This window comes from Pseudoduganella sp. R-32 (assembly GCF_049913245.1).
GTDB lineage: Bacteria > Pseudomonadota > Gammaproteobacteria > Burkholderiales > Burkholderiaceae_D > Rugamonas.
The window spans coordinates 1273047-1286634 of record NZ_CP183987.1 but is presented as its reverse complement, the minus strand read 5'-3'; the positions used below and the strand labels follow the sequence as shown (position 1 = coordinate 1286634).

General features: G+C 61.4%; 10 protein-coding genes. 6 read left to right on the top strand and 4 right to left on the bottom strand.

Translation table 11 applies throughout. From position 1 onward, the window contains the following. Positions 1-32: 32 nt before the first annotated feature. From ACN9MU_RS05995 to ACN9MU_RS05985, 3 genes are all read left to right on the top strand, one after another. Positions 33-602 (top strand): PEP-CTERM sorting domain-containing protein, encoded by a 570-nt coding sequence (locus ACN9MU_RS05995; protein WP_426344295.1) that lies wholly within the window; start codon positions 33-35, stop codon positions 600-602. Positions 603-717: 115 nt separating this feature from the next. Beyond that, positions 718-1074 (top strand): ArsR/SmtB family transcription factor, encoded by a 357-nt coding sequence (locus ACN9MU_RS05990; RefSeq protein ID WP_426168406.1) that lies wholly within the window; start codon positions 718-720, stop codon positions 1072-1074. Next, positions 1067-2014 carry an SRPBCC family protein gene (locus ACN9MU_RS05985; RefSeq protein ID WP_426321108.1) on the top strand — a complete coding sequence of 316 codons (948 nt, stop codon included), beginning with the start codon at positions 1067-1069 and terminating at the stop codon, positions 2012-2014. The genes ACN9MU_RS05990 and ACN9MU_RS05985 overlap by 8 nt, the downstream gene beginning before the upstream one ends. A gap of 39 nt (positions 2015-2053) precedes the next feature. On the opposite strand, the gene ACN9MU_RS05980 is transcribed toward ACN9MU_RS05985, so the two are convergent. The 3 genes from ACN9MU_RS05980 to ACN9MU_RS05970 all read right to left on the bottom strand — a co-directional run bounded on the left by ACN9MU_RS05980 (position 2054) and on the right by ACN9MU_RS05970 (position 7792). After that, entirely contained in the window at positions 2054-4873 is a 2820-nt protein-coding gene (locus ACN9MU_RS05980; RefSeq protein WP_426336966.1) for a M16 family metallopeptidase, read from the bottom strand. Between the two features lie 88 nt (positions 4874-4961). Beyond that, complete coding sequence (locus tag ACN9MU_RS05975) at positions 4962-5336, bottom strand: GFA family protein (RefSeq protein WP_426168399.1); 375 nt, start codon at positions 5334-5336, stop codon at positions 4962-4964. A gap of 152 nt (positions 5337-5488) precedes the next feature. Then, positions 5489-7792, bottom strand: a complete 2304-nt coding sequence (locus ACN9MU_RS05970; RefSeq protein WP_426336965.1) for a diguanylate cyclase domain-containing protein — start codon at positions 7790-7792, stop codon at positions 5489-5491. Positions 7793-8021: 229 nt separating this feature from the next. Here ACN9MU_RS05970 and ACN9MU_RS05965 point away from each other — a divergent pair, with 229 nt between their 5' ends. The 3 genes from ACN9MU_RS05965 (at position 8022) to ACN9MU_RS05955 (ending at position 12617) form a co-directional block, all read left to right on the top strand. Next, on the top strand, positions 8022-9002 hold the full coding sequence (locus tag ACN9MU_RS05965) for a DUF4424 family protein (RefSeq protein ID WP_426336964.1): 981 nt from the start codon (positions 8022-8024) through the stop codon (positions 9000-9002). Positions 9003-9249: 247 nt separating this feature from the next. Beyond that, positions 9250-10830: an isocitrate lyase gene (locus tag ACN9MU_RS05960; protein WP_426168392.1), complete on the top strand. Its 1581-nt coding sequence runs from the start codon at positions 9250-9252 to the stop codon at positions 10828-10830. Positions 10831-11051: 221 nt separating this feature from the next. Further along, entirely contained in the window at positions 11052-12617 is a 1566-nt protein-coding gene (locus ACN9MU_RS05955) for a S8 family serine peptidase (RefSeq protein WP_426321100.1), read from the top strand. Here the strand turns inward: ACN9MU_RS05955 and ACN9MU_RS05950 are convergent. Further along, entirely contained in the window at positions 12614-13561 is a 948-nt protein-coding gene (locus ACN9MU_RS05950) for an MYG1 family protein (protein WP_426321098.1), read from the bottom strand. The genes ACN9MU_RS05955 and ACN9MU_RS05950 overlap by 4 nt on opposite strands. Positions 13562-13588 lie beyond the last annotated feature (27 nt).

Below are 13588 nucleotides of genomic sequence, written 5' to 3'. Positions count from 1 at the left end.
TGTTGAGTCTTTTTTAACTTTTTGGACTCAATATGAAACCTGTTCGCCAGCTCCTGGCTGCCATCGCACTGATTGCCCCACTTTCCGCCTTTGCCTTCCCGATTGCAGCTTCCGGTAACGAGGGAAATCCTGTGCTGGTCGGCAATACTGCCAACATCATTGCACGGTACGAAGGCAATTCCGCTTCTTACAGCAACGACCTCTACCTCTTTACCGACGACGGCATCGCCGGCAATGACATTTTCCTGTTCAACAATCACGGCTCCGCCGTTGGCGCGACTGTGAACCTGGGCAGCTTTGCCACGGGTAGCGAACTCGTCTTCCGTTTGCACGTCAACAATACCAACACGGATTTTTTCACGGGCCTGGCCAGCCGCAATCCTGACGGCGCGCTGCATGCGCGCGTCCAGGGCAACTGGCTTCCCAACACCACGCTGGTGAGCTTCGAAGACTTGGACAACGGTCCGTTCGAGTTCAATGACCTGAGCTTCTCCTTCACCAACACCACGACACCGAATGACGTGCCAGAGCCAGCCAGCATGCTGCTGCTATCCCTGGGCTTGGCGGGAATCGCCGTTTCGCGCCGCAAGCCTCGCAAGTAAGCTGAACGCTCCTTGAAAACGCCGATCCTCGCGATCGGCGTTTTTCTTTCTTGACGGCGCCCGTTCTCCGACTTATATTAAACCAATCGGTTAATTAAATGATTGGTGAAATTCGATGCAAGACGCGCTCAGCCAAACTTTTTCTGCCCTGGCAGACCCGACACGGCGTGCCATGCTGGCGCGGCTGTCGCAGGGTGAGGCCAACGTTTCCGACCTGGCCCAGCCCTTCCTGGACGAGATGAGCTTGCCCGCCATTACCAAGCATTTGCAGGTACTGGAAAAAGCCGGCCTCATTACCAAGACGCGCAAGGCGCAGTGGCGCTCCTGCAAAATCAATGGCGATGGCCTGAAGGATGCCGCCGACTGGATGGAGCCATACCGCGTGTTCTGGGAAGAGAGTTTCGACCGCCTCGATGCCTACCTGAAAACCGTTACCGCAAAAAACCCACCTAAAGGAGACGAAAATGGCTGAATTCAGCGCCCCGAATGAGATTCGCATTATCCGCACCTATGACGCGCCGGTGCAGGCGGTATGGGATGCGTGGACCGATCCGGCCCAGGTCGCGCAATGGTGGGGGCCGCGCGGCTTTACGCTGACCACGCACAGCAAGGACTTGCGCGTCGGCGGCACGTGGCGCTACACCATGCACGGCCCGGACGGTACCGATTTCCCGAACAAGACCACCTACCATGTGGTGGAGCCGCTGCACAAGCTGGTCTACGACCACGGCGCCACGGACGACACGCCGCCGCTGTTCCGCGTCACGGTGCTGTTCGCCGAGGTCGATGGCAGGACCCGCATGGACATGACCATGGCCCTGGCCGATGCGGAAGCCGCCGCCCAGACCCGCCAGTTCATCAGGCACGCCAACGGCGATTCGACCTGGGACCGGCTGGCGGAATACCTGGGCAAGCGCCTGGCGGACGAAGACAAGTTCGTCATCAATCGCAGCTTCGAAGCGCCACTGGAGACTGTATTCGACATGTGGACCAGGCCAGAGCACCTGGCCCGCTGGCTTCCGCCAACCGGCATGGAAATGCGCTTCCTGCGCGCAGACATCCGCACCGGAGGCGAGTCGCTTTACTGCATGAGCAATGCGGCCATCACCATGTATGGCCGCGCCCATTACAAGGAAATCCGCCGCCCCAACCTGCTGGTCTACACCCAGCAATTCTGCGACGAGAACGAGAAGATCGCACGCCACCCGATGGCGCCGGTATGGCCGGAAACCATGCGCACCACGGTGCAATTCGCTGCCGAAACCCCTGAGCGCACCAGGGTTACCGTGACGTGGGAAGTGGAAGGCAAAGCCACGGCGGCAGAATTGGCAGCCTTCCTTGAACACCGTGCCAGCATGACGCAGGGATGGAGCGGGTCCTTTGACAAGCTGGAAGCGCTGCTCAGCGCTTGACGGAAGCCCCGCCGCGCAGCGCGGCGGGGGTGGCATCACTTACGGCTTGGAGGCTGGCGTTACACCAGCCGCGCCCGCCGCTGCCTTGGCAAAGTCACCGGCTTTGATGACCGACACGGCTTCCGGCTTCAGGTTCGCACGCAGTGCTTCGTTGACCTGGGCCACGGTCAGCGCGCTGACTTTGGCTTCCAGGTCCTTTTCGAAGGCCATGGTGCGGTCGAAGCTCAGGTAGTTGGCCAGGCGGCCAGCCAGGCCCGCGTCACCGGTACGGCCCACTTGCTGCGATTGCAGCCAGGCTTTCTTGGCGTCGGCCAGTTCGGTTTCCGTGAAGCCTTCCTTGAGCGCCTTGTTCAGCTCTTCACGCAGCGCGGCCTCCACCTTGACGGTGTTTTGCGGAGCGCTGATCGCGAAGGCCAGCCACAAGCCGGCCGGATCGCGTGCCGGCACGGACAGTTGCGAGCCCACCCCATAGGACAGGCCTTCCTTCTGGCGGATGCGGTCGGCCAGGCGGCTGCGCAGGGCGCCGCCGCCGAGCATGTAGTTACCCATCAACAGGGCCGGGTAGGCTGCAGCGTCGTCTTTCATCGGCACCGGCTGGATCGCGAACAGGACCGAGTTGGCCTTGTCCGGTGTCTCCAGCGAAATGCTCTGGCCCGCCACCTGTTTCAGTTCGCTGGCGATGCGGACGTAGGGCTGCTCCGCCTTCCAGTTGCCGAACAGCTTGGCAGCCTGCGCCTGCACGGCAGCGGCGTCGAAATCACCCACCACGGACAGGCTCGCGTTGCCCGCGCCGTAGTAGGCTTTGTGGAAGGCTTTGACTTGCTCCAGGGTCGCGGCTTTTTGTTCCGCCAGCTGCTCCGGCAAGGTCATGGTGTAGCGCACGTGGCCCGCCGGGAAAGTATTGGTCAGGCGTTGCATGGCGTTGCCGGCCAATGGTTGCGGCTCGGTCATTTGCTGTTCGGTACCGGAGATCATCTCGCGCTGGCGCTCGGAGAAGTCCTTTGCCGTGAATGCCGGCTTGACCAGCGATTCACCCAGCAGGTCCAGTACTGCCGCCAGCTTGTCGCGCGTGGTGGTCACGTTGACAGTCACGCCTTCGGCGCCGCCGTTGACGTTCACATTTGCCTTCAACTTGTCGAGGGCATCCTTGACTTCCTGGCGCGACAGGCGCTCGGTACCGCTCAACAGCAACGAGGCGGCCAGGTCACCGATGACGGCCTTGCCCATCAGGTTCTCGGCCGTTCCCATGCGCAGTTGCAGCGACGCGCTGACGGTGTTGCCCTTGGTGCTCTTTGGCAGCAGCGCCAGCTTCATGCCGTTGGCCAGCACCGAACGCTGGGTGCGTTTTTCAATATTGTCGGGGCTGGGATCGAACACTTCGCCCTGTGCGATTGCCGCGCGGCCCTTGTAGTCCTTGACCAGTGCGGCGACGTCCGGCGTCTTCGGCACCTCGGTACGGTCGGCAGCGTCAGTCGGGATGAAGCGTGCCAGCGTACGGTTTGCAGGTTTCAGGTATTTCAGTGCCGCGGCCTGCACGGCCGCCACGTCGATTTTCTCAACCTGGTCGCGCCGCTGGTGGAACAGGCGCCAGTCGCCCGCCGCTTGCGCCGAGGTCAGGGCGATGGTAAAGCGGGCAGTGTCGTTGACAGTCTGGTCGATGTCCTTGGCGATCGAGGCTTTGGCGCGCTCCACTTCAGCTTCGGTGACCGGATTGGACTTGATGTCTTCCAGCGCTTTCAGCATCGCCTCTTCCACCGCCATGGTCTGGCCGTCCTTCGGCACCACGGCAGCAAACAGGTGGTAGCCCGGTTCCATCTGGTTGAAGTCGAGATCCATCACGGACGACGCCAGCTTGGCATCCACCAGGGTCTTGTGCAGGCGACCGCTTGGGGCCTCGGACAGGATGCGGCCCAGCACCTGCAGGGCCGCCGCATCCGGATGGCTGGCCGGGGCAACGTGGTAGCCGGCAGCCACGATCTGGGTGCCGCCGCTACGGCGTATGGTGACCGCACGCTCGCCGTCCTGCGTCGGTTCGGCGGTATAGGTCGGGGCCAGCACGCGGCTTGGCTTGGGGATCTTGCCGAACAGTTCGTTGATCTGGGCCAGCACCTTGGCTTCGTCGAAGCGGCCGGCCACCATCAGGATCGCGTTGTCGGGCTGGTAGTAGCGCTGGTAGAACGCGCGCAGGCGCTCGATGTTCACGCCTTCGATGTCGGAACGGGCGCCGATGGTCGACTTGCCGTAGTTGTGCCAGTCGAAGGCGACCGACATGGTGCGCTCGAGCGTGACGCGGAACGGATCGCTTTCACCGCGTTCGAATTCGTTACGTACGACCGTCATCTCCCCTTTCTGGGTCTTGTTGTTCCACAGGTCGTCCTGGCTGATCGGCGAGTTGACCATGCGGTCGGCTTCCAGCTCCAGCATCAGCTTGAGGTTGTCGTCGTTGGCCGGGAAGGTCGAGAAGTAATTGGTGCGGTCGTACCAGGTCGTGCCGTTGAAGCGGCCACCGGTCTGGTTCAGCACTTCCACCGGAGTCTTGCTGCCTTTCTTGATGCCGAAGTTGGCGGTCGGCTTGAACAGCAGGTGTTCCAGCAAGTGCGCCATGCCGGTCTCGCCATAGTTCTCGTGGCGCGAACCCACCATGTAGACGATGTTGGTGGTCAGGGTCGGCTTGCTCGCGTCGGGGAACAGCAGCACGCGCAGGCCGTTGGCCAGGCGGTATTCGGTAATCCCCTCGACCGAGGTGACCTCGACTGCGGCAGCCTTGCTTGCGGCAGGTTTGACGGGGATGGCTGGCGCAGCGGCGAACGCTGGCGACAGGATCCCTGCGCTGAGCATGATGGCGGTAAGTAGCTTCACTCTGGGTAGATCCTATATAAACATAAAGGTTATAAATTATATAACCGGAACTTGCCGTGATGATTTTTTTAAGTCGGCCGCCCGCGCATCACCATAAGTGCTTGCCGTCGATCACCGTGACGTCGGCCGTGGCGGCGTCGAAATCGTCGAACAGGCGCGCATTGACACCTATGCGGCGGGTATGGCCATCCCAACTGCCATCCATCTCGAAGGCTGGTGAATCGGAAAAGGTCGCGCAGCCACACAAGGGGCAGAAATGGTGCGCTACCGCCCTGGTTTTCCAGCGGTAGGCGCTATCGCCCGACGGCGCCGGCACCAGCTGGAACTGGTCAGGCGAAAAATAGGCGAGCAAAGCGCCGCGCTTGGCGCAAAACGAACAGGTGCAGCGTGTGAGCTGGGCGGGAATTTCGCCATCGATCTCGAACGCAACGGCGCCACAGTGGCAACGTCCTTTGATAGTCATGGCCGGGCTCCTTCATCAAGAATCCGCTTGGCGCGGGACCCGGTCAATGTAGCGCCAAATGCCATAAGGCGGCGTTACCGTTCCCCGTCCTATTGCGCTGCAACTTGCCGACCTCGGCTTGCGCGCCCCTGAGCGCCACTTCCTGGCGCGTCTCAGGCACGCTGGGCTTCTGCCTGCCGGAAGCAATTCCTGCCGGCGCGCTTGGCCTGGTACATGGCCTGGTCGGCGGCCTTGACCAAGGTTTCGGCCGCCATGCCGGCTTCGTAATAGGCCACGCCGATGCTGGTACTCACCTGCAGTTGCGCGCCAGGCAAAAGGAACGGCGGCACCATTGCAAGAACCAGCTTTTCCGCAATCACGGCGGCATCTTCCCTTTCGGCCAGGCCTTCGATCACGAGCACGAATTCGTCACCGCCAAGACGAGCGATAAAGTCCGACTCGCGCAGCACCGCACGCGTGCGGCTGGCAAACATACGGATCACCTCGTCCCCGACATCGTGTCCATAGTTGTCGTTGATGTGCTTGAAACGATCAATGTCGAAGTACATCAGCGCCAGCCCTGGTTGCCGCTGTGCCCGCTTGACAGCCTCGCCCAGGTGGCTATCGAAAAAGCCCCGGTTCGGCAGGCCGGTCAAGATGTCGTAATTCGCGCGACGGAACAACTCCTGCTCCATGTATTTGCGCGCGGTGATGTCCTCGGTCACTGCCAGCACCCCGACCACTTTGCCCTGCTCGTCCTTGAGCGGGATCTTGCTGGTTTCGATCCAGCACGGCGAGCCGTCGCGACGATGATCGGTTGCCTGCATTTTCAGGCGTGGCAGGCCGGAGCGCATCACGTCGAGGTCCACCTGCCTGAAGTGCTCGGCCTGGTCCTTCCAGCGCAAGTCGGCATCGGTCTTGCCAACCAGCTCGTCCACGTTGTCCAGGCCGGCATCCTCGAGCAAGGACCGGTTCCCGCCAAGGAAGACGCTGTCGAGGTCCTTCCAGAATACGCTCTGTGGAATATTGTCGATGATGTGGCGCAGCATCTGGCGCGACTCGTGCAGGGCCAGTTCCGCCTGTTTGCGCTCAGTGATGTTTTCTGCAAAGCCCAGTACATGGGTCAAGGTGCCGCCTGCACTCATCGGTATCAGCACGATCGACATGTCCGAGCTGCGGCCATCGGGCGCAACGACCCGGCTGGTATAGGCCACGGCGTTGCCGGCAAGGACTTCCTCGAAACGCCTTGCCGCGACTGCGCGGCTTTCGTCCACGATGAAGCTGTCCACAGAGGCCCCGACCAGGGCTTCGCGGCTCACGCCGAGTTCTCGCGCCAGCTGCTGGTTCGCGTGGATGATGCGCCGTTCGGTGTCCAGCGCATACACGGCGAAAGGATGGCCTTCGAAAAAGCCGGCGAAGCGTTCGCTGAAGTCGCGCCTCGCGCGCTTGCGCACCAGGTAACGCGGCCACGCAGCCGCGACATAGCTGGCGACCAGGGAGAGCAGCAGGCCGATGGCAAACATTTGCGCCCCCGCCTGCGTCGCTTTCGGGTTGAGCACAGCCTTTTTGGCATAGAAAAAGATCAACCAATTGCGGTTTGCAAACTGCAATTCCACCCGGTGTGCCAGCACGTGGGCCGATTCAGGCTGCAGCACGTGCGGCACCTGGTCGGCGTCGAACAACACCGTGCTCTCGGCCACGCGGTCTTCAAACACCTCGAGGTCGAAGAGCTGGGCAAGGCGTCCATGGTCGAAACCCTGGAACAGGCGATCGACGTACATGGATGAAAAGACGAATCCCTTCAGGTCGGCGCCAGGCTTCGCGCTCGTTCCGGCGCGCGCGCCCCGGACAGGCGTAAACAGCATGACAACCTGGGCCCTTCCGGCATGCTGCAGAGCCGAATGGCGGCTGCTGGCCACCGGTGCATCGCGCATATCCGCTTCGCGCATCGCTTGCCAACGGTCCGGGACCGACGAGAAGTCAAAGCCGCGCAAGCGGTCTGCGCGATTTGCATCCGTCGCATGTTGGCCATACAGCAGGGGATAAAAAGCATCGGCACCGTAGCGCGGACTGGAAACGCGGAAGCCGGCAAACGTCTGCGCCGTCTCGGCCTCGAAGCGCTGAAGCTGGGAAGCCTCCACCCGCGGCAGGTAACCGAAGGAACTGCTGCCTTCCAGCCGTTCGAACAAGCGGCTGGCTGCCATGTACTTCTCAAACTCTTCCGGGTCGACGCGGCCCGATGCACTGAAGAACGCACCCATCGAACGGCTAGCGTCCATGTACTGCCCCAGTCGATGTCGCAACAGTGCCTCGTAATACCTGGCGCTTTCCTGCAAGTCAGCGAGCTGCTCCTCCTGGCTATGCTGGACGGTTGCGACATACAGGTAAGCTGACGCCAGCACCCCGCCCACAAAAACTGCGGCGGGCAGGCCAAGCCGGGCCAGTATTGTGCGTGTCCTGGCAAAGAGAGAAATCATGATTTCCCTTGATCTATGTGAAAAACGGACCTTCGGGGGCGAGGAAGGGGAAACGATACGGTCGGGGACCGAAGGCCGCGAGCGCGGCAAGTGCAAACAGATTACCACAGAGATGTAACACAAATGCCGTACGGCAATCGAAGCGGTTGGCCGGTGTTGCGTACGCCCCACCGCGCGTTATCAATATAATATGCCGCACTTCTCTGAGTTTCCAATAGGTAATTAATCCATGAAAAGAATCTTCCAGTTCGCCTTTGCGGCATGCACGATTCCAGCGACGGTCCTGGCCAACGACGGCATTGCCTCGGTCAGCGTTGGCGGCATTGTGTTCGGCAAAACCGACGCCATTGCGATGAAAAAGGAAGTGCTGAACATCAGCCATGACCTGATCAGCGTCGACTACGAATTCCTGAATGAGTCGGCTAACGATGTCGAGGAAACCATTGTGTTTCCCCTGCCGCCCTACCCTGCCGCAATGCAGGGCAGTGACACGTATTATGGCCAGCCGGACGGATTTTCCATCCGCGTTGACGGCAAACCTGTTACCTTCCAGAGCAGGCTGGTGGCCCGCTCGCCCGAAGGCGAGGACGTCACCGCGCAGCTGAAGAAACTCGGTTTCAGCAACAAAGAGATCGCCTACACGCCAGCGTTTGCAGAAACCTCCGGCAAGGTCGCTGCCTTCACCGAGCAGCAAGCCAGGCAGTTGATCAAGCTGGGCCTGCTGGATGAGGAGAGCCGGGACCCGACCTGGACGGTGGAAGTCAATTACGTCTGGCACCAGAAATTCCCGGCCAATAAGATCGTGCGCGTTCACCACGACTACCGCCCCTTTTTCGAAGGCGGCCCCGGTGCGACGGCCATGTACGACGGCTTCGCGGCGACCTATTGCACCGACCAGGGCTACCTGAATGCCCGTGCCAAGGTCGCGGCGCGCAGCAATGGCTACGTCAATACCCATAACGTGTCCTACATCCTCAAGACGGGAAACACCTGGAAGAACGGGATCGAGGATTTCACCCTCAACATCATCAAGCGCAAGCCGGATGAATTGGTCAGCCTGTGCTTCCCCGGCACGTTCAAGAAGATCAACGCGCTCACCTACCAAGTGCGCCTGGCGAACTTCCGCCCGGCCAAGGACCTCAACGTCCATTTCGGTAACGTCGAGGAAGGCGAGCACCAGGATGGCGTGATGCCCGTGCTGCCCAAGTGAGCATATTCCACATTGCGAAAACCAGATCTCATATCGTAGAAAATTGCTTGGCGGCGCACCATACCGAACAGTTCATTTTGCGAAAAGCGATTTCATATCATGACAAATTAAAATTAACTATTTGAATAAAAAGGAAAAAATATAGCTTATATGTCTTATATAAGACATGGTGCGACGCAAAAGAACGGCCTATCATTATTCCAAGTGCTTCGCCTTTTTTAATCCGCTTTTTTGCTAGGAATAGACCATGTCCCACTACCAAGACGACATTCAAGCCATCGCAGCCCTGAAGGAACGCAACGGCAGCGCCTGGAACGCCATCAGCCCTGAAGCGGCCGCCCGCATGCGCGCCCAGAACAAATTCAAGACCGGCCTGGACATTGCCCGCTACACCGCCAAGATCATGCGCGCCGACATGGCCCGCTACGATGCCGACCCGTCCCAGTACACCCAGTCCCTGGGCTGCTGGCACGGTTTCATCGGCCAGCAAAAAATGATCTCGATTAAGAAGCACTTCAACAGCACCGACCGCCGCTACCTCTACCTGTCGGGCTGGATGGTCGCCGCGCTGCGCTCCGAGTTCGGCCCGCTGCCTGACCAGTCGATGCACGAAAAGACCGCCGTGTCGGCCCTGATCAAGGAGCTGTACACCTTCCTGCGCCAGGCTGACGCGCGTGAACTGGGCGGCCTGTTCCGCCAACTGGACGCCGCCACCGGCGACGCCAAGAAAGCCATCCAGGACAAGATCGACAACCACGTGACCCACGTGGTGCCAATCATCGCCGACATCGACGCCGGTTTCGGTAACGCCGAAGCGACCTATCTGCTGGCCAAGCAGTTCATCGAAGCCGGTGCCTGCTGCATCCAGATCGAAAACCAGGTATCCGACGAGAAGCAGTGCGGCCACCAGGACGGCAAAGTCACCGTGCCGCATGAAGACTTCCTGGCCAAGATCCGCGCGGTACGCTACGCCTTCCTGGAACTGGGCGTGGACGACGGCATCATCGTGGCCCGTACCGACTCGCTGGGCGCCGGCCTGACCAAGCAGATCGCCGTCACCAAGGAACCGGGTGACCTGGGCGACCAATACAACTCCTTCCTGGATTGCGACGAAGTGTCGGCCGACGCCCTGGGCAACGGCGACGTGATCATCAAGCGCGACGGCAAGCTGCTGCGTCCAAAGCGCCTGCCTTCCAACCTGTTCCAGTTCCGCTCCGGCACCGGCGAAGCGCGTTGCGTGCTCGACTGCATCACCTCGCTGCAGAACGGCGCCGACCTGCTGTGGATCGAAACCGAGAAACCGCATATTGCCCAGATCGGCGGCATGGTCAGCGAAATCCGCAAGGTAATCCCGAACGCCAAGCTGGTGTACAACAACAGCCCATCGTTCAACTGGACCCTGAACTTCCGCCAGCAAGCCTACGACCGCATGAAAGCGGAAGGCAAGGACGTGTCGGCCTACGACCGCGCCGCCCTGATGAGCGTTGAATACGATGGCACCCCGCTGGCGATCGAAGCCGACGAGAAGATCCGCACCTTCCAGGCTGATGCAGCCCGCGAAGCCGGTATCTTCCACCACCTGATCACACTGCCGACCTACCACACCGCGGCCCTGTCGACCGACAACCTGGCCAAGGAATACTTCGGCGACCAGGGCATGCTGGGCTATGTGGCCGGCGTGCAGCGCAAGGAAATCCGCCAGGGCATCGCCTGCGTCAAGCACCAGAACATGTCCGGTTCCGACATCGGCGACGACCACAAGGAATACTTCAGCGGCGAGGCTGCCCTGAAAGCGGCCGGCAAAGACAACACCATGAACCAGTTCTAAGCTTCCTCCTGAGGCTGAACGCCACCTTCGGGTGGCGTTTTTTTTTGCCTGTTTCTGCATGGAATTTGTGTGGTTTCCAGGTCAGTTTTGCGAAGAAAGCCAGTATTCCGGTTGACCTTGCGATTGAAGCAACCTAGCATCACTTTCGATAGCCGCCACCAGCGGCTGTCTTTTTCTGTTGTCCAAGGCCACTCATTCAACACTCGATCCCAGGACTCATCATGTTCAAAAAACAGAGCAGAAATTCCCGCGCCAGGTTCGCCATGACCGTGCTGGCGGCGGCCGTCAGTGCCCAGTTCTCCATTGCCGGCGCCGCGACCGGCGACGTGCGCGTCATCATCGGCTTCAAGGCCGGCGGCGCGTCAGGCGCCAAAGCAGCGATCGCGGCAGCGCGAGGCAAGGTGGTACAGGACCTGGCGGAGATTAACGCCACGGCAGCCGAGGTTCCCGGCAGCGAAGTGGCCACGCTGCGCAAGAACGCACAGATCGAATTCGTGGAAGAGGACAGGAAACGCTATCCCTTCGCCGTCAGCACGCCGTCCACCGGCAGCCCCTATTTGCTGGGCCAGCAGGTCCCGTATGGCATCAGCATGGTCCAGGCCGACCAGTTGCCCGACACCTATGCCAGCAACCGCACCGTATGCATCATCGACTCCGGCATCGACCGGGCACATGAAGACCTGAACGGCAACCGCCTCACCGGCAACAGCAATCCCGGCACCGGTAACTGGAGCACCGACGAACTGCATCACGGTACCCACGTCGCCGGCACCATCGCCGCCATCAACAATGCCGGCGTCGGCGTGGTCGGCGTGAATCCAGGCCGCCAGCTGAACATCCACATCGTCAAGGTGTTCAGTGCCGACGAATGGACTTATACCTCGACCCTGATCGGCGCCGCCAACAAGTGCGGCGCGGCCGGCGCCAATGTGATCAGCATGTCGCTTGGCGGCGGCGACCCGAGCATCGCCGAAGAACTCGCCTTCGCCGGGCTGGCCAAGCGCGGCGTGCTATCGATTGCCGCCGCCGGCAATGACGGCAACAATACCCAGTCCTACCCAGCCGGCTACAGCAGCGTGATGTCGATCGGCGCCCTGGACGAAAACCGGCAGGTCGCCAGCTTCTCCCAGTTCACGCCAAAGGTTGAACTGTCGGCGCCGGGCGTCAGCGTGCTGTCGACGGTGCCGATGGGCAGCGGCCGCAGCGCCACCCTGCAGGTGAGCGATGTCGTCTACACGCCGATTCCGATGGATGGCACGCCGCCCGGCACCGCCTCGGGCATGCTGGCCAACTTCGGGCTCGGCACGGCGGTCGATGGCGCCATGGCCGGCAAGATCTGCCTGATCCAGCGCGGCTCGGTCTCGTTCGCGGCCAAGGTCACCAACTGCCAGGCCAGCGGCGGCATTGGCGCGGTCGTGTACAACAACGTGGCGGGCGAGCTGAATGGCACGCTGGGTGGATCGGCCACCAGCATTCCTTCGGTCGGCGTATCGGATACGGTGGGCGCCAGCCTGCTGCAGCAACTGGGCCAGCCGGCGGTGCTGCAAGTGAACGCAAGCAGTTACGCGCTCTTCAACGGCACCTCAATGGCAACCCCGCACGTGTCGGCAGTGGCAGCGCTGGTGTGGAGCTACTTCCCGAAATGCAGCGCGGCCCAGATCCGCAGCACGCTGGACAAGACCGCGCTTGACCTGGGCGCGGCCGGCCGCGACCCGTACTACGGTTATGGCCTGGTGCAAGCCAAGGCCGCCTATGACCGCCTCCATAGCATGGGCTGCAACAACTAGGCGGGGTTCAGGGCTTGCAGGGCGAGGGATGCCATGGCGCGGATTCCCTCGTACGACCTGGCGGAGGCGATAAACCTGCCGTTGTGGCAAAAACCGGCGTCCGGCACGCCGGTGACTGCCGCCAGTTCGGCATCGCGCAAGCCCGCCCAGGACTCCGGCAAGTCTGCCCGCGCATCGAAATTTTCGGTACTGAGCGGAACCGTATGCAGCAGGTGGCGCTGCTCGGCGATGCTGTAGCTGATCACGAACAGCACCTTGGGCATCTCCTTGCGCACCACCTGGCTCCACGGCAGCGCGCCATTTTTCAGGAACAGGACCTTGCCGCCCTCCAGCACTTCTGCCTGTCGCACCTGCTCCACGGCCAGCAAGGCGCCGACCCGGTACTTGACGGCATTGACCATGACGTCAGTCAGCACGTCCATCGCCCGGCGGAACTGCGACAGCCGGAATTCATCCGATGGCCCGCCATAGCCGAGCCTTTGCTCGTCGAGCCAGTTGCTGTTGTAGCCGGAAATCACCGCCGACAAGCCATAGCTGCCCGGCGCGCTCTTCGCGGCGCCCACATCCGACAGGTCGAGGTACTGCACCACGTCCGCATCGATGGCATAAGCAATTTCGCGTGCCTGCGCTTCCGCCAGCTGCTGCCCGGTATGGGCAAGGGCCAGCGCAGCCACGCAGCGCGCGCCATGCTCGCGCCATACCAGGCCGGCGCTGGCATAAGGCACGCCACTCTGCCGCGCCACATCGAAGCCTTTTTGATGATGGTCGAAGCGGCCCGCGGCCGGATCCCACACACCGCCCACGTCGACTGCAAAGTCAGCCGTATCGATGATGGCCTGGTCGCGCGTGCGGATGATGTCGGCGCCGGGATATAAAACATTTAATACAGCGACAGCCCACGCGTCGTCTGCGTGGAACTTGCCGCTGTGAGTCGCTATAAGCATGCATAGTCCAATCGTTGAAACTAAGTG

Coding starts and splice junctions, on each gene's coding strand:
- ACN9MU_RS05975 (WP_426168399.1), bottom strand. CDS start 5,336: ATGACTATCAAAGGACGTTGCCACTGTGGCGCCGTTGCGTTCGAGATC.
- ACN9MU_RS05960 (WP_426168392.1), top strand. CDS start 9,250: ATGTCCCACTACCAAGACGACATTCAAGCCATCGCAGCCCTGAAGGAA.
- ACN9MU_RS05955 (WP_426321100.1), top strand. CDS start 11,052: ATGTTCAAAAAACAGAGCAGAAATTCCCGCGCCAGGTTCGCCATGACC.
- ACN9MU_RS05990 (WP_426168406.1), top strand. CDS start 718: ATGCAAGACGCGCTCAGCCAAACTTTTTCTGCCCTGGCAGACCCGACA.
- ACN9MU_RS05965 (WP_426336964.1), top strand. CDS start 8,022: ATGAAAAGAATCTTCCAGTTCGCCTTTGCGGCATGCACGATTCCAGCG.
- ACN9MU_RS05995 (WP_426344295.1), top strand. CDS start 33: ATGAAACCTGTTCGCCAGCTCCTGGCTGCCATCGCACTGATTGCCCCA.
- ACN9MU_RS05985 (WP_426321108.1), top strand. CDS start 1,067: ATGGCTGAATTCAGCGCCCCGAATGAGATTCGCATTATCCGCACCTAT.
- ACN9MU_RS05950 (WP_426321098.1), bottom strand. CDS start 13,561: ATGCTTATAGCGACTCACAGCGGCAAGTTCCACGCAGACGACGCGTGG.
- ACN9MU_RS05970 (WP_426336965.1), bottom strand. CDS start 7,792: ATGATTTCTCTCTTTGCCAGGACACGCACAATACTGGCCCGGCTTGGC.